The following is a 24,632-nucleotide window of genomic DNA, read 5'->3' on the forward strand; positions in this document are numbered from 1 at the left end:
CCACTGTGAGGGGTTAAATCAGCCGCTGACTGTGTAAAAAATTTCTCATTTAGAGCTGCTAAATGAGAAATTTTTGCTTGGTTATCACCGAGATTTTTCCGTCTCAAGACGAGCTACTTAATTATGCGGATTGATATTATGTCAGATTTTCGCGTGTTGATATAATGATAGGATGGGGTGATGGCGCAAGCACAATCAGGGGTATGTGCCGAGGCAAATCTGCATGGTTTGCACTTATTTTTTAATGTACTGGATGGTCAGGATGAGGCGGTGCGCTCGGCACTCAGTCAGTCTGGCAGACTACAGGACGAACTTAGTGACCGCTTTTCAGAGGCCATGCTCAGCAGCTTTGTGGCTGTTGGGGCGCAATATTGGCCCCATATTTATCCCGAGTTCATTCCCCCTCAGTTGAAAAGTTTTCCCCTGATTAAAAGCAGTGAGCATTTGTGTAACAGTCAGCCTTTTGATTTGCTTTATGTGATCCGCTCAGATCGGGAAGACGTGAATCACCTGTTTGCCCAGAGTGTGCTTCACATGTTGTCCGGGTGTGTTGAACTGGTTGCGCAGGTACGCGCTTTTCGTTTTCTCGATGGTCGAGATTTTAATGGGTTTGTTTATGGTGCCGATATACCTCACGGGCGGTTTAAACGTCAGGTAGCCTTAGTGAATAACACTGGAGGCCTGGATGATCAGGGCAGTTATATCCATATTTTGCGGACTCAGTTCGATTTGGCCCGCTGGCAGGCGTTACCTTTGTCAGATCAGGAGCAACTGATGGGGCGCACTCGGCTGGACAACGAGTTGATTGATGATGCGCCACCATACAATCATGCTCGATTGAATGAAATAAAAGACAGTGAAGGCAGGCCATTGTTGTTGAATCAGAGTATGCCCTATGGGGATGTTTATGAGCAGGGGAGCCTATGGCTCAGCTGCGCTGCAAAAGGCAACGCGTTTGAGCAGCTATTACATAGTCGCTTTGGATTGTCTGGTGATGGGGATTATGATCCGTTACTGGATTATTCACAAGGCGATATGGGGGCCGCATTTTTTGCGCCATCGTTACAGTTCTTGCAACAAATGGCGCAGTCATAATCGTTATCAGACGTTGTCAAACAGTGTTTTGACCCGCTCCAGCGTCGCGTCGATTTCAGACACTTTGGCGGGTGCGATAAAAATGGTGTCATCGCCAGCGATGGTCCCTAATACACCGTCGGCAGATCCCAAAGAATCCAATAAGCGTGCAATCAGCTGGGCGGCGCCCGGGCTGGTGCGTATGATGATCATCATCTCGTTGTGCACTATGTCAATGACCAGCTGGCGTAATGGGCTTTTTGCCGTTGGTACGCCCATCTCGGCGGGCAAACAATACACCATTTCCTGTTTGGCATTGCGGGTCCGGACGGCACCGAACTTACTTAGCATACGAGAGACTTTACTTTGGCTGATATTGTCAAATCCCTGTTCTTTGAGGGCATCGACAATTTCACCTTGAGAACCAAAATTTTCTTCTTTTAACAGGGCCTTAAAGGCTTTAACGAGGGCTTCTTGTTTTTCCTGCGGCTGCATACTTAATACTTCTTTGTGACTCGACTGTTAGGATTTTACACAAAACCAGTCTGTTACCCAAATTTCAGGACAAGAAGATTCTTCAAGCGGTGTAGATTATCTATATTAGAAACGCAGCGCATGCGTAAACCATTAGTAGCAGAATTTGTCGCGAACTTTACAACTATAGTCGAAAAAAAGACGAAAATTGCGCGTATAAATTTGTTTTTGGCGGCGCTTTTCATTATCTTTACAGCACATTTAATTCCACCTTCAAATTATGGAGAATTCCAATGAAAGTTGCTGTATTAGGTGCCGCTGGCGGTATCGGTCAAGCATTGTCTCTTTTGCTTAAAAACGGTTTGCCTGCTGGTTCTGAGCTTGCGCTATATGACGTAGCGCCAGTAGTACCTGGCGTAGCGGTTGATCTGTCTCACATCCCAACAGCGGTAACAGTCGCTGGTTTTGGTAAAGACGACCTGGATGCAGCGCTGGTTGATGCAGACATCGTATTGATCCCTGCAGGTATGCCACGTAAACCAGGTATGGATCGTGCTGATCTGTTCAATGTAAACGCGGGCATCATCAAGACTCTGTCTGAAGGCATCGTTAAAAACTGTCCTAAAGCTCTGGTTGGTGTGATCACTAACCCTGTGAATGGCACTGTGCCAATCGTTGCTGAAGTATTCAAAAAAGCGGGTACTTACGATCCAGCTCGCGTTTTCGGTGTAACAACACTGGACGTGATCCGTGCAGAGACTTTCATCGCTGAGCTGAAAGGTCTGAACGTAAACGACGTTAAAGTACCTGTGATCGGTGGTCACTCAGGTACAACTATCCTGCCTCTTCTTTCTCAGGTTGAGGGCGTTGAGTTCTCTGACGAAGAAGTAGCTGCATTGACTAAACGTATCCAGAATGCGGGTACTGAAGTGGTTGAAGCGAAGGCGGGTGGCGGTTCTGCAACTCTGTCTATGGGCGCAGCGGCAGCGCGTTTCTGCTTCTCACTGGTTAAAGGTCTGCAAGGTGAAAACGTGGTTGAGTACGCTTACGTTGAAGGCAACACTGGTGATGCAACTTTCTTCGCACAACCAGTTCGTCTTGGCAAAAACGGCGTAGAAGAGCTGCTACCTTACGGCGAGCTGAGCGCGTTTGAGCAACAAGCAAAAGACGACATGCTTGCGACTCTTGAAAAAGACATCAAAGAAGGTGTTGATTTCATGGCATAATTGCCACATTGCAGTGCAATAAATTGCACCGCAATTGAAACTAAAAAAGCCTGTCTTGTGACAGGCTTTTTTGTGTCTGCGGCATATGCGGTTTATTAGTGCAGGATCCGGGCGCGGATAGTACCTTCTACTGCGCTTAGCTCTTTTAATGCAACTTCAGAGTGGTCGCTGTCAACATCGATGACCACGTAGCCAATGCTGTCATCCGTTTGCAGATACTGCGCGGCAATGTTGATGCCATGTTGTGCAAACGCCTGGTTAATTTGTGTCAGGACGCCTGGGCGGTTCTCGTGCACATGGAGCAGACGACTGCGGTTTGATAGCTCAGGCAGTGACACTTCCGGGAAGTTGACTGCGGTGACGGTGGAGCCATTGTCTGAGTACTTAGTGAGTTTACCCGCGACTTCAATGCCAATGTTTTCCTGTGCTTCCTGCGTAGAACCACCGACATGTGGCGTCAAGATCACATTGTCGAATTGACGCAGTGGGGAGACAAACTCTTCCTCATTAGACTTAGGCTCGACCGGGAATACGTCGATAGCAGCACCAGACAGTTTTCCAGCGCTAAGTGCCTCGGCCAGTGCATCGATGTCTACCACTGTACCGCGAGATGCATTGATCAGAATCGCACCTTGCTTCATCACTTCCAGCTCGGCCATACCGATTAGGTTTTTAGTTTGTGGCGTTTCTGGGACATGCAGGCTAACTACATCGGCACGTTGAAGCAGCTGGGTTAAGCTCTGGACCTGTTGTGCATTACCCAGGGTCAGTTTGTCTTCAATGTCGTAAAACTCGACTTTCATGCCGATGTTTTCAGCCATGATCCCCAGCTGAGTGCCTATGTGACCATATCCGATGATCCCCAGCGTTTTACCGCGGGCTTCAAAAGAGCCGATGGCCGATTTAAACCATTCACCTCGATGTGCCATGGCGTTGCGTTTTGGAATGCCACGCAACAATAGCAGGATTTCACCCAAAACCAGTTCCGCCACTGAGCGAGTATTTGAAAATGGGGCGTTAAAGACGGCAATGCCGCGCTTTTTGGCTGCACTGAGATCGACCTGATTAGTACCAATACAGAAGCAGCCAATCGCGACCAGCTTTTCAGCCGCTTCTAACACCGTTTCATTAAGGTGAGTGCGCGAGCGGATCCCCACAAAGTGGACATTCTTGATCCGCTCAACCAGTTCATTTTCAGGTAGCGATGTCTTCACGTACTCGATATTGCTATAACCGTTGCGTTTGAGCGTTTCAACTGCGCTCTGATGTACGCCTTCCAACAATAAAATGCGAATTTTGTCCTTAGACAAGGATACCTTACTCATGACTCATTCCTGTTACTTAATTTGTGGCCCCTCTGGGGTACCAGTGATGACGATGTCGGCACCGCGCTGAGCAAACAGGCCATTGGTAACAACACCGACGATTTGATTAATTTTCTCTTCCAGTTCAGTTGCTTGTGTGATGGACAGCCCATGCACATCCAAAATCACATTGCCGTTATCCGTTACCACACCCTGACGATAGACGGGATCGCCACCGAGCTTAAGTAATTCGCGGGCAACATAGCTGCGTGCCATTGGGATCACTTCAACCGGTAACGGGAATTGTCCCAATACGTCTACATGTTTGGTGTTGTCGACGATACAGATAAACTTGCGGGCAACAGCAGCGACAATCTTTTCGCGTGTCAGAGCTGCGCCACCGCCTTTGATCATCTGATTGTGAGCATTAATTTCATCTGCGCCATCCACATATATATCCAGTTCAGAGACGTCGTTGAGTTCGAACACGTCGATGCCCAGTGCTTTGAGCTTTTCCGTAGAAGCCTCTGAACTTGAAACTGCTCCTTTTATGGTGTCTTTGACACTTCCTAGTGCGTCTATAAAGTGATTGACGGTGGAACCTGTACCTACACCAACGACTGTACCGGCTTCTACATATTGTAATGCCGCCCAGGCAGCTGCTTTTTTCATTTCATCTTGAGTCATAACGCGATCACTGTTTTAGTTGATTATTGGTTCGCAATTATACGCTCAAAGCACAAAAAAAATATGTCATATGCCATCAATGACTGAAATTATGATCAGGTGCTCAAGGCTTGTTTACAGTGACAACGCGTTATTACACGTTTTGCCACTGATAGCAGTGCTGTGGCGTGATTATGGTTGGTAAAGGCACATCCCAGGCTTCGGTTGGTAGTGCTGAAACTTTCTGACATTCATGAGCCAGACCAATCAATTTAGGCTGTTGCCAGTTCTCACGGTAATAACGCGCCAGCGTACGATCATAATAGCCACCGCCCATACCAAGGCGGTTCCCTGAATCGTCAAATGCCACCAAAGGGAGCAGCAAGTAGTCTAGCTGCGCCAGTGGACAAATTTGGCTACAATTCAATTCTGGCTCTAAGATAGCATAGCGATTCCGCTTCATGGGTGAGTTTTTTTCATACTTCTGAAAGAGCAAAGTAACGCCGCTGAAGGGGTGTATTACAGGCAAATAAAGGTCCACACCTTTGGACCAAAGTGATTGAATTAAAAGGTTAGTTCTTAGTTCGCCATCGTTCTCGAGGTAGACCCCGATGCGGGCGTTTTTAGTGGGTTTCACATGTTGAAAAAAATTAATAGTTAGTTTTTTGCTTGCCTCTATTTGTTGTTGTTCAGTTAGGCTGTTACGCAATTTCCTAATGCTTTTCCTGATATCTTTCCTTGATGATGCAATTTTTTCATTTTCAAGTGAGGCTGCTTTCATTACATAGGTACCAATTCAGGGAAAGCAAGACTGAGCCCCAACACAATCAGTAACAACACTAATAATGACAGGAGAATATACAGCAGCTTCTTAGAGCGTTTGGGGGGCTCATTGTCGAGTTCCAGTTCACTAAACAAAGCTTCATCTTCCCACTCATCTTCTTCATGCTGTTCATCCTGGACCTGCTTACCATCTATGCGTTGCTCCAGTTCATCGAGCTTTTCTTCGATACGGATGAGACTGCTGGTGATGTAATCTAGAGCATCAAATACACGTTCATTAGCTGCATTTTGAACGTTTTCTACGGGGGCTGAGGCCTGTGATTGCAGCTTACTCTGGATCCCGTATACGGCGAGTAATTTGGCCTGCTTTAGACATTTTTGCTTATCACCTGGGCCAAATAAGGGTTTGCCGGCAGTGAAGTCGACGACCTTCTGCGTCGGTACTTTTAACTTGGCAGCGAGTTGCTCTGTGGCTGCCTGGCTGTCAGTGTCGGGCTTAAAGCCGGAAAACACGACGCGAAAATGTTCGCTCATGAGGTTTCCTCAAAATTGTTACTTCGGGTCCATTATATACTCCGCGCCCCTGTGAATTATCGTTAACTTATTGCTGGGTAAGCGGAATAAAGAATATGGACATCGTCAATTGTTGTTTTGAGTATACCTAACTTTTAAGCATAGTGTGTGAAGTAATCACAATGGTCATGACGAGACAAGAAACGGCGCTGCATTGCAGCGCCGTGGGAGAGGTCTGGGAGATTAGTATTTAGCAGGTTGATTGTACTTTAATGCGTCAGTAATGAATGCCCGCAGATCCTGATTGGCCTGGGTGAGATCCGGGCGACGCAGATACATCATGTGGCCAGAGCGATAGCCTTTAAAACGCAACCGGTCCTGCATTTTACCACTGGGGTCGAGGTGCCAGAGGTTATACTTGCCATCAAAGTAGTTTGTAGCACCATCATAATAGCCTGATTGTACCATCACGTTCAGGTAAGGGTTTTTTGCCATTGACAAACGCAATTGCTCACCCACCTCGTTTTTGCTGCGATCCCAGGGGCGTACATCACCAAACATATTGTACTTAATATCAGTTTTATAATTTAGCTCATGGCGGAAGTAATGATTAATTGCCGGCGTAAAGGCATGCAGCCAGGCATCCAATTCAGGCCAATAGTCGGGGCCTTCACCGGCGTCTCGTTTATCAATACCCAGATAGCGGGAGTCGAGTCGGCCGATGGTATAGCCACGCTCGCGCAATAGCTCTTTCCAGAAAGCGTGGTTGGGTATGTCGAGGTTATTTTGTAGTATAAACTGTTCCGATAGTCCGCTGAAGTGTGCGACTTGCTTTGCTACTGTCAGGCGCTCTTGCTCACTTAACATAGCGCCTTTGGCCAATGCGGGCAGGTAATGATCTAAGGTATAAGCTTCCACCTGCTCCAGTACATTCAGTAGATCTTGATTTTGCAGGGCCTCGGGGAGGGCTTTGTGATACCAGGCGGTTGCTGCAAAATAGGGAAGACGGTTGGCACTTTTTACCGGTCCCTGACGCTTAATCCCAATATCCGTTGGAGAAACCAGCACCACGCCGTTTAAGAATAACCACTGCTTGTTTTGCAGTTCATGGGCCAGGCCAGAAACGCGAGTTGTGCCGTAGCTCTCACCAATCAAAAATTTCGGTGACAGTGCACGGCCATGTCGATTGATAAAGGTATTGAGCCACCCAGCCAGATATTTGATATCAGCATTGACACCGAAAAAGCGCGATTGCAGAGTTTGCTTGTCAGCCATTGAGCCATCTTGCTCTGGCAGAACGCGAGAGTAACCAGTGTTGACTGGATTGACGAACAGAATATCAGCGACATCCAGCACAGAATCCGGATTATCTTTTAAGCCATAGGGCTGCATTGGGTAACCTTCGTCGTCAATCTTCAGCACCCGAGGCCCTGTGTACGCAATGTGCATCCATACAGACGCTGAGCCTGGACCACCGTTAAATGAGATCAGCAGAGGACGGGTGGCGGGATCTTTGACTTTGTTCTTTTTATAGTAGGTATAGTGGAGTGTGGCTATCGGGTGGCCTGCTTTATCCCATACTGGCTGAGTACCTGTGGTGGCTGTGTAGGCGATCCGCTCCCCGTTAAAGTTTCCTTTGTGTTCAGTGATGACCTGAGCATCAATTTGCTGGGTTAATTGACCCTGTGTATCGGCTTGTGCCGATGCCGTGTGAGGGAGTGTGGTAATAATAGTCGCAGAAAGAGCGAACAGTAATGGCTTCAACAACATGTTTTTATTTTTTGGGTGAAATCGATCTGCTTATTTAAGACGCATCCAGGACAGAATTCAAAAAACTTGAGACTAATAGCCAAAAAATAGGCTATGCGCAAAGCGTGTTAATTTTTATGGTGTTTTTGGTTTGTTTTTTGTGTTTTAAATGGCCCGATGAAGCCAAGTTTAGGCGGGCTTTTGTTGCGGTCTGTTTACAATTTTATTGGCCGGTGAGTTTTTTTTGTCACAGAAATCGCGTATATTTAATCCTTATGTCTGTAGTATGAAAGTATTTAGCGCTGTTAAATTCTTGTATCTCTTCCCTTTTCTCGTAGTTTTAGTAGAGCATCGTAATGCAAAGAGTATTAGTCGTCGAAGACAGTAAGGTAGTGCAACAAATCCTTCGCCACCTTGCATCACAACACCTGGATGTGGAAATTGATTATGCCTGGTCTCTGAAAGAGACCCAGGCATTACTCGAGAGCCAACATTACACTCTGGCTTTGGTCGATCTGACCTTACCAGACGCCCCCGATGGAGAGGTCGTGCAGCTTACGCTAAGCCGCAACGTACCCACTGTGGTATTGACGTCTAAAATTGATGAATATAGCCGTCAGCAAATGCTTGAGATGGGCGTCGTTGATTATGTGATTAAGGACAATCGGGATTCTTATCTCTATGCCATTAAACTCGTATCACGTTTATTACGCAACGAAGGGTGCCAGGCACTGATCGCTGATGATTCAATGATCAGCCGAGCTGTGATGAGACAGATGCTGGAAAAGCAGCTGTTTACGGTGTTTGAGGCGCAAGATGGTGAGCAAGCTTTGAATATGCTCAATGCCAAGTCGGACATTAAATTATTGCTGACAGATTATGCGATGCCCACCATGGATGGCTTTGAACTGGTTAAAGCTGTGCGCAACAGCCGTGGGCGCGATGATCTCGCTATTATTGGTCTCTCTGGTGCTGGCAGTCATGGTTTGTCTGCCAAGTTTATCAAATATGGCGCCAATGACTTTTTGACGAAACCTTTTATGAATGAAGAGTTTCATTGCCGGGTGATGCAAACCATGGATCAGTTAAATCTGATCGCAGATATTAAAGAGTACGCACACAGAGATTTCCTGACGGGTCTCTATAATCGTCGTTATTTTTGCCAGCACATGGATAAAGTGCTCAAGAATAAGCCGGATCAGTTCACGTTGGCGTTACTGGATCTGGATCATTTTAAGGCAATCAATGACCAGTACGGCCATCTTGGCGGGGACAAAGTTTTGTCTCAAGTGGCTGAGCTGCTTAATAGTTCTTTCAATCACTGCCTGGTGGCGCGTGTCGGAGGGGAGGAATTTGCCGTGCTAATGCCGGGTAATGACCTGGCTGTGGCTAAAAATAGCTGCCAGGATTTCAAAGAACGCTTTGCCAACACGCAGTTTATGATCCAGGAGCAGTCATTACACTGCACACTCAGTGTGGGGATTGCCCGGTGTGACAAAGCGACCCTCAGTGACGTCATGCGTGCGGCAGACAGCGCTTTGTATCGTGCCAAAGAAGCTCAGCGTAATTGTGTCATGGTCAGTGAAAGCTAATCTTCAGATTACCCCACCCGATATTGCACCATTTCAAGTCAGACAATAAACAGGCGCACCAGCACGGTGCGTTTGACGTTCACTCTATATCTCTGAATTAATCTAACCACATGTAAAATAATTACTTTTATTATTGGCATAAAGGTTGGATTACCTCCCCCGACAGGATCATCTGCCCTGGGGGGGCAAATAATGAAAATGATAAGCGCAATAATTAAACCGTTTAAGCTGGATGAAGTCCGCGAAGCCCTGGCTGAGCTGGGTATCGAGGGCATGACTGTGGTCGATGTGAAGGGTTTTGGTCGTCAGAGGGGTCATACCGAGCTATATCGAGGAGCTGAATATCAGGTCGACTTTATTCCTAAAATTAAGCTTGAAATAGCGACCCGCAGTGAAAATACCCAGCGTGTCGTGGAGGCGATTACTGAGATTGCCAGTACTGGCAAAATTGGCGACGGCAAAATATTTGTCTATGACCTTGAGCAAATTGTCCGGATCCGTACCGGTGAACTCGACGAAGAAGCGATTTAAGGGGTGAACTAATGGAAAATACGGTAATTGAATTACAATTCTCTCTGAACACCTTTTACTTTCTGGTGTCTGGTATTCTGGTGATGTGGATGGCCGCTGGCTTCGCGATGCTTGAAGCGGGGCTAGTACGCTCAAAGAACACCACCGAAATTCTCACTAAAAATGTCGCCCTGTATGCCATCGCCTGTACGATGTTTCTATTGGTTGGATATAACATCATGTACGTGGATAACGTTGAAGGTGGGGTAGTGCCTAACTTTGGTGCGCTTATTGGCAGTGCTGCCGACGATGCTGACCATGCACTGGAATCAGATTTCTTTTTTCAGGTTGTGTTTGTGGCAACCGCCATGTCTATCGTCTCCGGAGCGGTTGCAGAGCGAATGAAGCTCTGGGCATTCTTGTTGTTTACTGTGGTCCTGACAGGGTTGATTTATCCTATTGAAGGCTATTGGACTTGGGGCGCTGGGTTCTTGTCTGAAATGGGCTTTGTTGACTTTGCAGGCTCTGCGATTGTGCATGGTGCAGGTGCCGCAGCCGCTTTGGCAGGCGTTTTGTTACTCGGGGCACGTAAGGGCAAGTATGGAAGAAACGGTGAAATCTATCCTATTCCCGGTTCAAACCTGCCTCTGGCAACACTGGGAACCTTTATTTTATGGATGGGATGGTTTGGATTTAACGGTGGATCTCAGCTATTTATTGCAGACAAAAGCAATGCCATCGCAGTCAGTCAGATCATGGTAAACACCAATGCTGCGGCGGCGGCGGGTGCGATTGCAGCACTGGTGGTGTGTAAGCTGATGTGGAAAAAAGCCGACCTGACCATGATCCTGAACGGTGCATTGGCTGGTCTGGTGACCATCACCGCTGAGCCTGCGTCACCGACACCGATGCTGGCCTGTATTTTGGGAATGCTGGGTGGTTCTTTGGTGGTATTCAGCATCGTGGCACTGGATAAACTGCGTATTGATGATCCGGTTGGTGCTATTTCCGTGCATGGTGTGTGCGGGGCGTTGGGCATTATGATGGTGCCTTTCTCGAACAGTGATGCCAGCTTTATGACTCAGGCCATCGGGCTGGTGACCATACTGGGTTTTGTGTTTATTGCGTCTTACATCGTCTGGGGGATCATCAAAACCTTGATGGGGATCCGGGTAGGTGAAGAAGAAGAACTCAGTGGTATGGACCAGCACGATTGCGGCATAGATGCGTATCCTGAATTTGTGACCATTCGCAATAAGTAAGCAAGAATTCACCAAAAAGCGCGGCTTATCGCGCTTTTTGGTTTAAGCGGCAGTTAATCTGAGATAATCTAGCATCTATTCACTCTCAGTAAGCATTCCACGGTCAATGGCAGACAATAAAAAAGCAGCAGGCAAACCTCGCAAGTCCACCCGTAAATCACCGGCCAAATCAGGCAAGAAAAAGACCGCTAACTCCACTTCCTCATTTAAGCAACGCTTACGGGCATTACGTAACCGGACACTGAGCACGCTGTGGTCGTTGTGCTGGAAGCTGAGTCTGGCCATGGTATTTGCGGTTGCAGGGTATGTGGTTTATCTCGATGCCAAAGTCAGCCGTCAGTTTGAAGGGAACAAGTGGCAGTTACCTGTACAGGTGTATGCCCGCGCTATGGCGTTTTATCCGGATCAATATCTGGCTGAGCAGGAAGTGATCTGGGAACTTGAGCGGCTCAATTACTCTCGGGTAAACCGCATTAAACATACGGGCCAGTTTGTAGTGCAGGGTCGTACGATTACCGTGTATCGCCGCTCCTTTGAGTTTTATGACGGGGTTGAGCAGGCGCGTATCTTTACCCTCAATTTTGCTGGCAAAAAACTGGCCAGCATTGTGAATGATCAGGGTCGGCGAGTTGAGAGTGCCAGACTTGAGCCGGTACAAATTGCTCGAATAGGCAATGAAAGTCGTCAGGATCGGGAATTTGTGCCACTGGACAAAATACCGGATATTCTTAAAAACACCTTGTTGGTGGTTGAAGATCGGGCTTTTTATGAACATCACGGGGTGTCTGTGTGGTCCATTATGCGTGCCTTGTACCACAATATTCGCGCAGGACGCACAGTGCAGGGGGGGAGCACCCTGACCCAACAGCTGGCAAAGAACTTTTATTTAACCCGGGAACGCTCTTTGCTGCGCAAGATCAATGAAGCTTTTATCGCCCTCATTCTTGATTTCCGTTACAGCAAAGATGAAATTCTTGAGGCTTATCTCAACGAAGTCTACCTCGGCCAGGCTTACAACCAGGGCGTCCATGGCATGGGTCTGGCAGCGGAGTTCTACTTTGCTAAACCCGTTGATGAGCTGGAGTTTGATCAGATAGCCATGCTGGTTGCTATGGTGAAAGGCCCGTCTTATTACAACCCGCGTCGATATCCGGAGCGAACCATGGAGCGACGCGACCTGGTGCTCAGGTTGATGGCGGAAAATGGTCTTATCACCACCAATGAGTACCGTCAGGCGTTAGAGCGGCCTGTTGCCATTCAGCCTCTGAAAGAAAGTCTGATGCAAACTTACCCGGGTTATCTGGAGTTGGTGAACCGTGAACTTCAGCAATTGTTGCCAGATGAAAACGTCGTGAATGCGGGGATTAGAATATTTACGTATTTTGACTTGCAGAAGCAATCCGCCATGGAAGAGGCGGTCAGTGAAGGTTTGCCTTACCTGGAACGACGCTTTTCGACCGCTCAGTTGGAAGTGGGGATGATTTCTGTGAACACCGAAAAAAGCGGCGTATCGGCTCTGGTGGCGGGGCGTCAGCTTCGTTATTCTGGGTTTAATCGGGTGCTGGACACACGTCGTAATGTGGGCTCTCTGGTAAAGCCTGCGATATACTTGTCAGCACTTGAGCAGCCTGGCTATAACCTGGGCACTTTGCTGGAGGATGCCCCATTACAGGTGACCAATGCGGCGGGGAAAACCTGGCAACCGGAAAACTTTGACCATCGATTCCGGGGATCGGTGCCTTTGTATCGTGCGTTCAGTGAGAGCATCAATATTCCAGCGGTTAACCTGGGTCTGGATGTTGGTGTCGACTCTGTTGCTCAAACCATAGGACAGCTAGGTGTCGACAGTGATATTCCTTTGTATCCCTCTATGTTGTTAGGGGCTGTGGAGTTATCGAGTTTTGATGTGGCTCAGATGTACACCACATTGGCTGCCAATGGCCAATATGCGCCACTTACGAGCATTTCGGCTATTACCAATACCACAGGTAAGCGTTTGTATCAGCATCGTGTTGCTAAGCAACCTCGGTTTTCTCCGGAAGCCATGTACATGACGCGTTATGGGCTGAAGCGAGTCACCAAGAGCGGCACCGCTAAGCGACTAACTCAGCATTTTCCCTCTATTCAGTTGGCGGGAAAAACGGGCACAAGTAATGAACTAAGAGACAGCTGGTTTGCCGGGTTTGATCATAATACAGTGACGGTCACCTGGATTGGCCGGGACGACAATAAGCCTGCAAAATTGACTGGCGGGCGCGGCGCGCTGGAGCTTTATATCCGTTATTTAAAACCTTTGAATCCACAGGCAATTGCAGATCAGCGACCCGCAGGCGTCCGCTGGGCATTTGTGAACGAACAAACGGGTGAGCAGGCTGCGCCGCATTGTGGGCCAACAATTCAGCTGCCTATTCGCATTGAGGAGTTTAACCCCCGGCCAGGATGTGGCTGAGCCACAGGCCGGTACGGAGTCAGTTAAGTTCTGAATTTAGCGATGAGTTGCTTTAAGGTTGCTGCCATATCGCTGAGTTGTTGAGCATCGCCCCGAGTGGCCTCTGCTGAGCTTAGCGTATGATCGGCCAGGTGACTTATTTCACTCGACTCCACCAGCGCCTGTTGGGTGGCGACAGCCTGACGTTTTACTTGATCGCTGATCACATGACCTTGTTGGTCGATGTCAGCCATACTTTGCTCAGCGGCGCTAAGCACCTGGTTAGTCTCAGTGGCTGCGCTGACGCCTTGCTCCATCTTTTCAACACTACTGAGCATTTTCTTCTGGGTGTCGTTAGAAGCTTGTTGTAGTGAGTGGATAATAGAGTGGATCTCTTCGGTCTGTTGCTGCGTTCTTTGTGCAAGCGTACGCACTTCATCCGCAACAACCGCGAAACCCCGGCCCTGTTCACCGGCCCGGGCAGCCTCAATAGCCGCATTGAGCGCCAGCAAATTGGTTTGTTCAGCAATTTCACTGATCCCCAGACTGACTTTACTGATGTCCTGGCTGTCTTGCGCAAGCTTATCCAGTGCAATGCGACTCTCTTCGAACTCACGTTGTAACACTGTCATATGCTCTGCCAGTCGGGTGGTATTTTCACTCCCTTGTTTGACTTGTTGTGCTGCGGTGGCTGCCAGTTCTGTGGCATGGTGTGCGGAGGTTTCAACAGCATCGGCGGCATTGGCCATTTCACTGAGTGCCTGATGCACGGTCTGGATTTTAGCTTGCTGCTGTGCCACATCTTCTCGGGTGTCCTGGCTTATCTGGCGCAGTTTATCTGTGGCGCCATATAAATCGGTTGAAGTGGTTCTGACATTGCCCAATAAATGGACAAAGGCATCCAGTACAGCGTTATACTGGCGCAAGATGTCGCTGAGCTCATCTTTGCCACGCGGTTGGGCTCGTGCTGTTAAATCACCACCTGATGCCTGTTGTGCTGAGGTTGAAAATTCCGCAATGGTGTCGACAACTGCAAAATAGAAGCCCAACATCAGATACAAAGCGAGCAGCAAGCTGAGTATGGATGCCAGAGCGACCAGATTTCGGATCCGACGTTCATTGGTGAGCTTTTCATCGAGCAAGGTTTTCAGAGTGGGTGTGGCTGCATTAATCAGGCCAGTCAGCTGGGTAAGTACATCGCGATGCACGCTGCTGAAGGCCCCACTGGTCAGTTCGATGTCGTCGGGCTCAAGCAGTTTATCGTTGATGGTGCGGTGATAGTTATCCAGTGCGCGGTTTAACGCTGTAATTTTATCCTGAAGTCGCTTGGTAACTTGTTTGTTGTTGGCCGTTGCAACTTCCAGCTTGTTGTTCAGTTGCATTTTTACCAGCGGGAGTACTTTATTCAGATTTGACAACGCGATGAAGGTATCGGGCGTGAAACGGCCACTGCTGATGATCTTATTTGCCTGCTCAGCGATGCCATTCACCTGAGTGATCACATTAGGCAGTGATTCCACTAAAGAGCGGTTGAGGTAAGAGCGGCTTAAATCATTGTCTATCGCGAGCTTCGAAGCAATGGACAAGTGCTCCAGCTCGTCACCTGGCTTAACGCCTTTAGCAAATGGACTTCGTGCCAAAACCTGAGCATTGCGCTGGGCTTGTTGGTTTAACAGGTTTTCTAAAATGGGCGGATAAAATTGTAAGCCTGCGCGCTGTTGCTGACTCACCTGAATTGACTGAGTCAGGGTTGAGTTAAGAAAAAATAAGCTCAGGCTGAGTGGTACTAAAAGAATACCAAATACCAGGCTGATTTTGGTTTTATATTTTAGCTGTGCCATAAAGGCAATCGCGGGGCTAGCGGCTGATCTGAGTCCTGTCATAATTTTATCTTTGTTTATAAGTCATTAGTAAGAGACCGGGTATAAACAAAGAATAGTTCAAAGCCCTGAAAGTTTTTACTGCCAAAAACAAAAAAAGCCCCGTAGGGCTTTTTCATATCACTGAACTGAGCGAGTTTGTTTAAGCTTGCAGCTTAGCAAATGCGCGCTCAGCCGCTTTGATTGTTTCAGCAATGTCTGCATCACTGTGCATAGTGCTGACAAATCCGGCTTCGAATGCGGATGGTGCCAGATACACGCCTTCTTCCAGCATCAGGTGGAAAAAGCGTTTGAAGCGTTCCAGGTCGCACTCTGTTGCTTGCTGATAGGTATCAACACGCTCGGCATCGGTGAAGAAGAAACCGAACATGCCACCGGCATAGTTGGTAGTCAGGGCAATGCCAGCGTCATCTGCAGCACGCTGGAATCCATCACACAGTTGCTTACTCTTACTTTCAAGTGCATCGTGCAGACCAGGCTCTGACAATAGCTCAAGTGCCTTGAGGCCAGCCGCCATAGCGATAGGGTTACCAGACAGGGTGCCTGCCTGATAAACCGGGCCTACCGGTGCAATGTAGTCCATAATGGCACGTTTACCACCAAAGGCACCCACAGGCATACCGCCACCAATAACCTTACCCAGGCAGGTCAGGTCCGGCTCGATATTGTAATAGGCCTGAGCGCCACCCAATGCCACTCGGAAGCCTGTCATGACTTCATCGAAAATAAGCACGGACTGATGTGTATCACAGATCTCGCGCAGACCCTCCAGGAAACCTTCAACTGGTGGGATACAGTTCATGTTGCCAGCTACTGGCTCGACGATAATACAGGCAATCTGGTCCGGGTATTGGGCAAAAATGGCTTTCACTTCGTCCAGATTATTGAATGACACGGTAAGTGTGTGTTTCGCAAAGTCTGCCGGAATGCCCGGTGAGTTTGGTACACCCATAGTCAGCGCACCAGAACCTGCTTTAACCAGCAGTGAATCGGCATGACCGTGGTAGCAGCCTTCAAACTTCAGGATTTTATCTCTGCCCGTGTAGCCACGTGCCAGGCGGATCGCACTCATGGTGGCTTCGGTCCCTGAGCTGACCATACGCACTTTGTCGATAGAAGGAACCAGTGCTTTGACTTTTTCAGCCATCAGAATTTCGCTCTCAGTCGGCGCACCATAGCTCAGACCATTTTCTACCGCATCCAGCACAGCCTGCTTAATTTGCGGGTGGTTATGGCCGAGGATCATCGGACCCCAGGAGCCAACATAATCGATATAGCGTTTACCATCGGCATCAAACGTGTGTGGGCCTTCTGCTTTGTTAATGAACAGCGGCGTGCCACCGACGCCGTTAAACGCGCGGACCGGTGAGTTGACGCCACCCGGGATAGATTCCTGGGCACGAGAGAAGAGGTCTTGACTGATTGTCATAATGTGTCCTTTGTTATGTACATAAGGTATCGGTAATGAAACTCGATACCTCAGGTCATGAAACGAATTTGGTAGATTAGGCTTCGCGTTTGCGACTGAACCAGGGCACGTCTACTTCGTATTGCTCAACCTTGTCGGCAACGCCCAGTGTCAGTGCAAACAACGCCATACGGATCAACACGCCGTTTTGAACCTGACGGAAGATGGCCAGGTTGTCATTATTATTTAAGTCGTTATCCAGTTCATTGGCATCGCCACGACTATCACGGGGCAGCGGGTGCATCAATACGGACTCTGGCTTACAGTGTGCATCGTAAATGGCCTGGCTGATACGAAAACCACCGCGATATTTATTGGCTTCTTCCTGTGACGGGAAGCGTTCTTCCTGAATGCGGGTTTGATAGACGATGTCTGCTGCCAGGTTGCCTTCCATTTTTGAGACCAGTTCAATGTGGTGACCTGCGTTGCTGACGGCATCCAGAATATAGTCCGGCATTTGCAAACCGTCCGGGGCGACCATCGAAAAGCGCACATTTTTATAGTGGCATAGCAGCTTAGACAGTGAGTGAACGGTACGGCCATATTTCAGGTCGCCAACCAGGGCGATGTGCATCCCGTCAATGCCGCGTTCGAAACGACCCAGTTCTCGCTCAATGGTTAACAGATCCAGCAAAGCCTGGGTTGGGTGTTCATTTGGACCATCTCCGCCGTTGATCACCGGGACGTCTGAGCCTGTGGCAAATTCCGCAACGGAGCCAGCATCCGGATGGCGCATTGCGACGGCATCGGCATAAGCGGAGATCACGCGGGCGGTGTCATACAGGGATTCCCCTTTTGCTAAAGCGGAACTTTGCATACCTGTGGTCTCACGGACCGTACCACCCAGCAGATTAAAAGCGGTTCCGAAACTGACACGCGTTCGGGTACTGGGTTCAAAAAACAGATTGGCTAAGACAGCACCTTCGAGCACATTGGTGCGTTTGTACTTTTTAGCGTAGGGTTCCATTTTCTTAGCAACATTGAAAATCAGCTCAATGGCTTCTCTGTCGAGTTCGTTGACGGAGAGGATGTTTTCACCTTGGAAACTTAACATGCGGCGATTCCTAATCACAGATTGACAACAGGAGGCGGGGAGCACTCCTAACCGAGCTCGCAAAACAGGGCGCATCAGGCACGCTGCGTTGAGTAACTGGAGCGACATAATAGCACAATTCTGTTTTTTAGGCGTGGAAAATGACGGCTAAGTCGCCGTCACAGACTGATATCAGAAAACTGGTTTCAAGATGGCGAGCAGGATGATGATCAGCAGTAATATCACCGGAAACTCGTTAAAGATGCGATAGAATCGGTCACTGCGTTGATTGCGGTCATGTTTAAAATCTGCCAGCAGCTTGAAGCAATAAGCGTGATAAAAATAGAGCATGATGACCGGTATTAATTTGTAGTGCAGCCACAGGTTGGCGCGAAACCACTCTCGACCATAACTGGTGATGAGTAATACGCCAAATACTGCGGTGAGTATCGCAAAAGGTGTGACAAAATAGAGCAGGCGTCGCTCCATGATTTTAAGCATCGCGGAGCAGGGCTTTTCGTCAGTCATCGCATGATAAACAAACAGTCTTGGCAGATAGAATATCCCGGCAAACCAGGCAACCATAAAAAAGATGTGTAGCGCTTTGTACACAAGTATCGTCGTCATAAAACCTCTGGGTTGTCTAAAATCACAATTACAGCAAGCTGTTTCTCATAGTAAGAATATGGCGGATCTGATCCCACCGGAGCAGGCCCATAATTTGTTCGTTATTTTTTTGATTATACACATAGACGGCGCCAGAGCGCTTGTCTTTGAGGATATCAAATGCGTCAGCCAGCGTAGCTTGTGTGCTCAGCCCTTGCAGTTCGATATAAGTGATGGTCATGCTCTGCTCTGAAATCAGGCTGAGATCATATTCTGCCAGTCGATAACCATGCTCCTCGTCGTACACTATTAGTGGCGTCTGACTGTCGATGGCCGACAAGGTTTCTTTTATTTGGTCTTTGTCATCCGAATAGAGGAGTTTAAAGCCCTCGTCCATTTCCTCCATAATCCCGACCTTTTGCAGTGCTTCTTTGGCTGGGGAAACCTGATAGGGGAGCTCCTGGAAATCCAGTTGCTGTAGGAAAATTGAACGATTCCCAAAGACTTGTAATGCAGTGACATAAGCGCAGGAAATTACAATCATGGCGGGCACGACAATCTGAGGGCTGGAGGTCAGCTCCATGACTGCGGTGAGGGCCGCCAGGGGAGCATGCAGTGTTGCTGCCAGCAACCCGGCCATGCCCAGAACGCCGTAGGTCCCAGCGACACTGACGTCAGGAGAAATATACTGAGCAAAATACGCCATCAAGGTACCAATTAAGACTCCCAGTCCGATGACCGGGCCAATGATCCCGCCGGGGATCCCCAGGCCAATGGCAAAGATGGTTGCCAGTAGCTTGGCTATCAAAATGGTGGTCAGTAGTTGTAACTCGCCGGGTGTTTCAACGGCTATTTTGATGGCGCTCATTCCCGAGCCCATGGCTTCCGGCACCAGGTAGCCTATCAGTCCGGCCAACAACCCGGCCAGCATCAGGCGCGGAAACATGCTGATGGGCTTAAAGGTTTTAATGATCATCATCAGGTTCTGATTAAATGCAAAAGCAATGGCACCCAGCACAAAACCACACAGAATCAAAAATGGATAATGCCAGAATGACAATGCCGAGACGCTGATGAGTGATAACTCCAGATCGTGACCAAACACGTATTGCGTTGCCAAGGCACCGGTCACTGCTGCGAGCATAATTGGCACGAAGATGTGAATTTTGTATTCCCGCAGTACCACTTCCATAACAAAGATGACGGCGGCCAGAGGGGTATTAAACGAAGCTGCAATGCCCGCTGCAACACCGCATCCGGCCAATGTCCGCGCGGCGTTCATTGGCAAATGCAGGCGCTCGGCCAGAATACTGGCACCCGTCGCACCCATGTGTACGGACGGACCTTCGCGTCCGACTGAAAAGCCACTGATGAGTGCCACAGCACCCCCGAAAAATTGATTGACGGAGTTCCAGATGGGCATTTGTCCATAATGCTGTTTGATACGATAGATCACAAACGGGATGCCGAGGCGATAGTGTTTAAACCCGGTCAGGCTGGCAAACAGGGCGATCAGTAACGCGGCACCAACCGGCAGCAGCACGCGCTGATGTTCAGGCAAGGTGGTGAAGTCATCGGGACTGTCTAAAAAAGTGCTTTGCACCAGCATGATGGTGAGACGAAACAAGATGATCAATATTGCTGCAATTAAGCCGGCACCAATTCCCAATAAGCAAAGCTGGATGGAAGTTTTGGGTTTCGCTAAGCGACGGCGTACATTATCGAACGACATACAATATTGGCCTGTTGAGAATCTGATTTGTTGCGAGTGCAGTTGTCCTGCCTAGCTGCCTGTACTAGCTCAATCCTGAGGTTTTTCATAATGCCCGAACACTCGCCAAAGTCAGCGCTGTGGTGCTTGATTTCCGGGAAGACAGCAGAAGTAGCATAGTACACTTGGTGGATAAGTGTATCAAATAATCTAAGTCCTTGTAATTAAGTAAATCAAACGACTAGTAAACGCAGGATAGAGAAGATGGATCTCGTTGCCGGATGAGTGCCAGTCTATACTTGATTAAAATAGTCAGGTATTAGATAATTCCGCTATTAAATGTACAGGGGTCGAATACACATGTCTGATCAGATACCAATTAAATTTTCCGACGCGGCAGCAAGTCGTGTGAAAGAACTTATCTCAGAAGAAGAAAACCCTAACCTTAAGCTGCGAGTGTATGTGACCGGCGGTGGGTGTTCTGGGTTTCAGTACGGATTTACCTTTGACGAAAAAACCAATCCGGGTGACCTGGAAATTGAGAAAAACGGGGTGTCCATGGTCGTTGATCCAATGAGCATTCAGTATCTGGTTGATGGTGAGGTTGATTACACTGAAGGTCTGGAAGGAGCACGCTTTTTTGTCAGTAATCCTAACGCAACCACTACGTGCGGTTGTGGAGCGAGTTTCAGCGTATAAAGTCATCCTGATGTATCACTTCTATTCTCAAAGGCCATGCACAAGCATGGCCTTTTTGTATCTAAAATTAGACCAAAAGCGACCATCTTTTTTCTGCACAGTTTGATAAAGTACCCGTGTGAGAGCAAAATGCTGGTGTTTAAGCCAGCACGGTGCTGGCTATCCTGGGTTGGTAAGGTGGATCATCAGAACAAAAAATCCCAGTACCAGAGTGGAAAAAGCGAGAATATAGATGAATCCGCGTTTGCCTTGTTTGAGTGGCACGCCATTTACACGTAAAAAGTAATACCAACCCAAACAGAGCAAAATGGGTAGCAAAAATATGAGCCGGATCATCAAAAATTCTCCCAAAATTTGTTACTTTATGACAGATTAGCGCTAAACCACTATTTTTTAAAGAAAAAATAAATTATTTCGTATACTGGTACAAGATATAAAATTTTTGTTAAAGTGTCACAGTAATCTTACCTCTCTATTTTAGGTAAGAAAGTTGCAAATTTAATTAGGTGTTAGAGAAAAGATCGTCTATACCTAATTTGGTACATAGGAACAGGGCAGACAAATTGGGTGTTTTATGCCCAGATTATGTGTCCTGTTATAAAACAAGCTGTCGGTCGAGACGGGCAAATTTCGTACGGCAGCATTAATTAATCATCGAGTAGGAGATGTTTTATTATGATGGGGAAAACGGTTTCTTCTGAGGAAAACAGTAAGTTGACTAAGTGGCTTAAATCAAAGCGTCACGAGAAAGGTCATACAATGCGCAGTCTGGCCCAGGTGTTAGGTACACCACATTCTTTCATTGGCAAAATTGAGAATCAGGAACGCCGTTTAGATGTGATTGAATTTCTGCGTTACTGTGAAGCGCTGGAAGTCGACCCATATGAAGGTCTGGCTCTGATCAAAGAAGAGCAGATGTAACCCGCTGGCATTGCCGGTATAAGTGAAGGTGCAAGGAACAGCACCTCTATCTTTTAGCATGGACCAGATATACCACGCTTTTTTCTTTCATTATTTTCCCTGATTGTGATAATTCTGCTCAATTTGATAAAGCTTATGGCGGATTACGTATAAGAATATCAATGAAGGCACTACCATCAATGCTGTCAGCGCGAAAAATACCGCCCAGTTACCCCCTAACCAGTCATCAATAACGACTCCACTGTAGCTGGAGAGCACCGTACGACCGAGGCTACCGAGTGAGGCGAGCAATGCATAATGGGTTGCACTAAAAGCACGATCACATAACATCGAAATGAAGGCCACCATAGCGACCAGCGACCAGGCCTGGGTAAATCCATCTATGACAATAGCGAGGGCATACAGATGCTCCTTGGGGCCTGCAACGGCTATCCAGGAAAACATCAAATTAGATGCTGCCATGGCAACACCACTGATAAACAGGCCTTTTACAATGCCGTATTTGTGATTGAAGATGCTGCCCAGAAACGCAAAGATAATTGTGATAAGGCCGGTTCCCAGTTTTGAATACTGAGCTATCTGGCTGTTGCTAAAGCCAATCTCTTTGTAGAACACGATAGACATGCGTGCCAAAAAGGCCTCACCAATTTTAAACAGAAAAATAAAGGCCAACAGGGCCAGGGCCGTTTTGACTCCATTGCGGCTAAAGAAGCTGCGAAACGGCTCAACCAGGGTGACAGCCAACCAGGCCAGAATGCGCTGCAGTCGATTGTGTTCCAGCCCGCCAAGTCGTGACTGATATTGCGCTTGTAGTTGTTGCTGTGTGTGCTCCCGGTGAGACTGAGGTTCATGGGCACTGAGCGTGACCACAAGTAGTGCCAGCATGATGGCTGCGAGCAATGTATATATCTCAGGCCAGCTGACACCCGGTAAATCTGCCGCAAAAAACGGGATGGCTCCAAGCAGGGCATAGCCACTCCACCATCCTGATGTTGCCATTGCAGCGGCCGCGGTGGACTTTTCACTTTCTTCTGGTGGCAGGATGTCAATCCGGTAGGCGTCTATTGCAATATCATGGGTAGCCGCGCTCAGAGCAATAATGAAACACAATAATGCGGCTTGATAAAGATCGGTTTTGAGGTCAACCTGACTTAAAGCCAGTGCTGACAGTGCAACAATCAGTTGTCCGGCAGCGATCCAGCTGCGTCTCTGCCCCAGCCATTGGGTCAGTAATGGCAGACGAACCCGATCCAGTAGTGGGGACCATAAGAAGTTAATGGTGTAGGCACTGAATACAATGCCAAATAACCCTATCATACTGCGGCTAAGCCCTTCGTCTTTGAGCCAGGCGGACATCACTGAGCCAATTAAAACCCAGGGGAAGCCCTGACTGACCCCAAAAGCAAAGACAGTGAGCAGACGTCTGTCGCGATAGTAACTTACATAATCACGCAGGCTGGATGAAATGATCATAGTGTTTTCCAATGCAGCATCGCCCCGTTATGAGGCGGGGCGATGCTGACAAGCGATTACTCGAAGGTCTCTTCCGGCAGCATTTCAATGCTGTGGATGATCACAGGTTTTTTGGGTATAAAGGTATAACCCAGTTTCTTGTTGTAGTCTGTTTCGACTTGCATGATTTTGTCCAGTGTATCGAAGCCATCCGCGACACTACCAAATACCGCAAAGCCCCAGCCACGTCCAGGGTTGAGGTGGTCATTGTCATCCATATTGAAAAAGAACTGACGGGTACCTGAGTGCGGTTTATTGTCCTGATAAGCCATGGCAATGGTGTACATATTGTTTTTCAGGCCGTTGCCGCTTTCGTTAAAGATTGCCGGGCGCTCGAACATGCCATCATAGTCTTTATCATAGCCACCACCCTGGATCACGAAATCACGCTCATTAGCCTCGTCCCGCTCTACCCGGTGAAAGACTGACCCTTTATAGTCACCATTGATCACATAAGTGAGAAAGTTATTGACCGTAATAGGCGCACGTGAGCGATCCAGTTCTACGATCACTTTGCCCATCGAGGTGTTAAGCTGAACTTTGGGAAACAGGTTATCTTTTTGGACAAAGCGTCCTTCTTTATTGTTTGCAAATGAGAAACTACTCGTCAGTAGCAATGTCAACAGGATCAGGATACGAAGCATAACTTAGCCTTTTATTGTTGCAAAAAGTTGATCAATTCTTTGTCCGACAGCATGCGAGTGACTACCTGCTCAGCAAGGCGGTTTAATTGCCCCTCTACCTGAGCTTGGTCATGTTTTAGAGGCTTACTGAATGTTGCTTCACCGGTGAAGGGCTTGGTAAATGTGCGTTGCCCTTTGCTTGCCTCTATAACAAATTCGGCCTGTGCTGTACTTTCGTGGCGACTAAGCGTCTCATCGACTTTGGCAATAAAGGTGCGAATACGCAGGGTTAGCTGTGTATCGCTCTGTGGTGATAGTGTCACCCCGTTGGCCTCAAGCGCCTGTGTCAGTAATTTGTTTAAGGTGACTGGTAGATCTGCATTTGGCAGATAAACTGCTGGTTCCTGTTCCAGTACTTTAATGGTGAACTTGGTTGTCCGGTTATCGATCACCTTAATCGCTAGGGTTTGCGACAATTGAATGATATTACCACCCTGATAGCTGGGGTTGAGGATCACTGTTTTAGGTGCACTGCTGCACCCTGCGAGTAAACTGAGGGCTGCACCAAAGAGAGATGCAGAAAATGCTAAGCGCATGA

General features: G+C 48.0%; 23 protein-coding genes. 8 read left to right on the forward strand and 15 right to left on the reverse strand.

The window, feature by feature from the left end; all coding sequences use genetic code 11:
• The first annotated feature begins 180 nt into the window (after nt 1-180).
• Complete coding sequence (locus CWC22_RS03640; RefSeq protein WP_138536243.1) at nt 181-1,095, forward strand: Dyp-type peroxidase; 915 nt, start codon at nt 181-183, stop codon at nt 1,093-1,095.
• Nucleotides 1,096-1,101: 6 nt separating this feature from the next.
• On the opposite strand, the gene argR is transcribed toward CWC22_RS03640, so the two are convergent.
• Nucleotides 1,102-1,569, reverse strand: coding sequence for a transcriptional regulator ArgR (argR, locus tag CWC22_RS03645; protein WP_125558035.1), 468 nt, complete (start codon nt 1,567-1,569; stop codon nt 1,102-1,104).
• A gap of 272 nt (nt 1,570-1,841) precedes the next feature.
• Here argR and mdh point away from each other — a divergent pair, with 272 nt between their 5' ends.
• The gene (gene mdh / locus CWC22_RS03650; RefSeq protein WP_125558033.1) at nt 1,842-2,774 is read left to right on the forward strand and encodes a malate dehydrogenase; all 933 of its coding nucleotides are present in this window, start codon (nt 1,842-1,844) and stop codon (nt 2,772-2,774) included.
• 95 nt (nt 2,775-2,869) lie between these two features.
• Here the strand turns inward: mdh and serA are convergent, their stop codons facing one another.
• From serA to CWC22_RS03675, 5 genes are all read right to left on the reverse strand, one after another.
• A complete protein-coding gene (gene serA, locus CWC22_RS03655; protein WP_138536245.1) occupies nt 2,870-4,099 on the reverse strand; it encodes a phosphoglycerate dehydrogenase in 1,230 nt (409 codons plus the stop codon).
• A gap of 12 nt (nt 4,100-4,111) precedes the next feature.
• On the reverse strand, nt 4,112-4,765 hold the full coding sequence (gene rpiA / locus CWC22_RS03660) for a ribose-5-phosphate isomerase RpiA (protein ID WP_138536247.1): 654 nt from the start codon (nt 4,763-4,765) through the stop codon (nt 4,112-4,114).
• A 133-nt stretch (nt 4,766-4,898) separates the two neighbouring features.
• On the reverse strand, nt 4,899-5,525 hold the full coding sequence (locus tag CWC22_RS03665; protein WP_138536249.1) for a 5-formyltetrahydrofolate cyclo-ligase: 627 nt from the start codon (nt 5,523-5,525) through the stop codon (nt 4,899-4,901).
• Entirely contained in the window at nt 5,525-6,061 is a 537-nt protein-coding gene (locus tag CWC22_RS03670; protein WP_125558027.1) for a hypothetical protein, read from the reverse strand. Before CWC22_RS03670 ends, CWC22_RS03665 begins: the two co-directional genes overlap by 1 nt.
• A gap of 222 nt (nt 6,062-6,283) precedes the next feature.
• Nucleotides 6,284-7,810: a S10 family peptidase gene (locus CWC22_RS03675; RefSeq protein WP_138536251.1), complete on the reverse strand. Its 1,527-nt coding sequence runs from the start codon at nt 7,808-7,810 to the stop codon at nt 6,284-6,286.
• A 335-nt stretch (nt 7,811-8,145) separates the two neighbouring features.
• On the opposite strand from CWC22_RS03675, the gene CWC22_RS03680 reads away from it, so the two are divergent.
• The 4 genes from CWC22_RS03680 (at nt 8,146) to mrcB (ending at nt 13,602) form a co-directional block, all read left to right on the forward strand.
• Complete coding sequence (locus tag CWC22_RS03680; RefSeq protein ID WP_049863930.1) at nt 8,146-9,381, forward strand: diguanylate cyclase; 1,236 nt, start codon at nt 8,146-8,148, stop codon at nt 9,379-9,381.
• A gap of 192 nt (nt 9,382-9,573) precedes the next feature.
• Nucleotides 9,574-9,912 carry a P-II family nitrogen regulator gene (locus CWC22_RS03685; RefSeq protein WP_010382970.1) on the forward strand — a complete coding sequence of 113 codons (339 nt, stop codon included), beginning with the start codon at nt 9,574-9,576 and terminating at the stop codon, nt 9,910-9,912.
• A gap of 11 nt (nt 9,913-9,923) precedes the next feature.
• Nucleotides 9,924-11,153, forward strand: a complete 1,230-nt coding sequence (locus CWC22_RS03690) for an ammonium transporter (RefSeq protein WP_138536253.1) — start codon at nt 9,924-9,926, stop codon at nt 11,151-11,153.
• A gap of 106 nt (nt 11,154-11,259) precedes the next feature.
• Nucleotides 11,260-13,602: a penicillin-binding protein 1B gene (mrcB, locus tag CWC22_RS03695; RefSeq protein WP_138536255.1), complete on the forward strand. Its 2,343-nt coding sequence runs from the start codon at nt 11,260-11,262 to the stop codon at nt 13,600-13,602.
• Between the two features lie 23 nt (nt 13,603-13,625).
• On the opposite strand, the gene CWC22_RS03700 is transcribed toward mrcB, so the two are convergent.
• From CWC22_RS03700 to CWC22_RS03720, 5 genes are all read right to left on the reverse strand, one after another.
• Nucleotides 13,626-15,464, reverse strand: coding sequence for a methyl-accepting chemotaxis protein (locus CWC22_RS03700; RefSeq protein WP_125558018.1), 1,839 nt, complete (start codon nt 15,462-15,464; stop codon nt 13,626-13,628).
• 139 nt (nt 15,465-15,603) lie between these two features.
• On the reverse strand, nt 15,604-16,890 hold the full coding sequence (hemL, locus tag CWC22_RS03705) for a glutamate-1-semialdehyde 2,1-aminomutase (protein ID WP_138536257.1): 1,287 nt from the start codon (nt 16,888-16,890) through the stop codon (nt 15,604-15,606).
• A gap of 76 nt (nt 16,891-16,966) precedes the next feature.
• The gene (locus CWC22_RS03710) at nt 16,967-17,983 is read right to left on the reverse strand and encodes an aspartate carbamoyltransferase (RefSeq protein ID WP_138536259.1); all 1,017 of its coding nucleotides are present in this window, start codon (nt 17,981-17,983) and stop codon (nt 16,967-16,969) included.
• Nucleotides 17,984-18,154: 171 nt separating this feature from the next.
• On the reverse strand, nt 18,155-18,589 hold the full coding sequence (locus CWC22_RS03715) for a CopD family protein (RefSeq protein ID WP_138536261.1): 435 nt from the start codon (nt 18,587-18,589) through the stop codon (nt 18,155-18,157).
• Between the two features lie 28 nt (nt 18,590-18,617).
• Nucleotides 18,618-20,300, reverse strand: a complete 1,683-nt coding sequence (locus tag CWC22_RS03720; protein WP_125558014.1) for a chloride channel protein — start codon at nt 20,298-20,300, stop codon at nt 18,618-18,620.
• Between the two features lie 339 nt (nt 20,301-20,639).
• Here CWC22_RS03720 and erpA point away from each other — a divergent pair, with 339 nt between their 5' ends.
• Nucleotides 20,640-20,978: an iron-sulfur cluster insertion protein ErpA gene (gene erpA, locus CWC22_RS03725; protein WP_010382953.1), complete on the forward strand. Its 339-nt coding sequence runs from the start codon at nt 20,640-20,642 to the stop codon at nt 20,976-20,978.
• A 159-nt stretch (nt 20,979-21,137) separates the two neighbouring features.
• Here the strand turns inward: erpA and CWC22_RS03730 are convergent, their stop codons facing one another.
• Nucleotides 21,138-21,314, reverse strand: a complete 177-nt coding sequence (locus tag CWC22_RS03730; protein ID WP_010382951.1) for a hypothetical protein — start codon at nt 21,312-21,314, stop codon at nt 21,138-21,140.
• 339 nt (nt 21,315-21,653) lie between these two features.
• Here CWC22_RS03730 and CWC22_RS03735 point away from each other — a divergent pair, with 339 nt between their 5' ends.
• The gene (locus CWC22_RS03735) at nt 21,654-21,899 is read left to right on the forward strand and encodes a helix-turn-helix domain-containing protein (RefSeq protein WP_010382949.1); all 246 of its coding nucleotides are present in this window, start codon (nt 21,654-21,656) and stop codon (nt 21,897-21,899) included.
• 90 nt (nt 21,900-21,989) lie between these two features.
• Here the strand turns inward: CWC22_RS03735 and CWC22_RS03740 are convergent, their stop codons facing one another.
• From CWC22_RS03740 to CWC22_RS03750, 3 genes are read right to left on the reverse strand one after another with little or no spacing between them, the layout of a single operon-like run.
• On the reverse strand, nt 21,990-23,372 hold the full coding sequence (locus tag CWC22_RS03740; protein ID WP_138536263.1) for an AmpG family muropeptide MFS transporter: 1,383 nt from the start codon (nt 23,370-23,372) through the stop codon (nt 21,990-21,992).
• A gap of 56 nt (nt 23,373-23,428) precedes the next feature.
• Nucleotides 23,429-24,055, reverse strand: a complete 627-nt coding sequence (locus CWC22_RS03745; RefSeq protein WP_125558010.1) for a peptidylprolyl isomerase — start codon at nt 24,053-24,055, stop codon at nt 23,429-23,431.
• Nucleotides 24,056-24,066: 11 nt separating this feature from the next.
• Entirely contained in the window at nt 24,067-24,630 is a 564-nt protein-coding gene (locus CWC22_RS03750) for a YajG family lipoprotein (protein WP_138536265.1), read from the reverse strand.
• Nucleotides 24,631-24,632 lie beyond the last annotated feature (2 nt).

The sequence above is a fragment of the Pseudoalteromonas rubra genome (assembly GCF_005886805.2).
Lineage (GTDB): Bacteria > Pseudomonadota > Gammaproteobacteria > Enterobacterales > Alteromonadaceae > Pseudoalteromonas > Pseudoalteromonas rubra_D.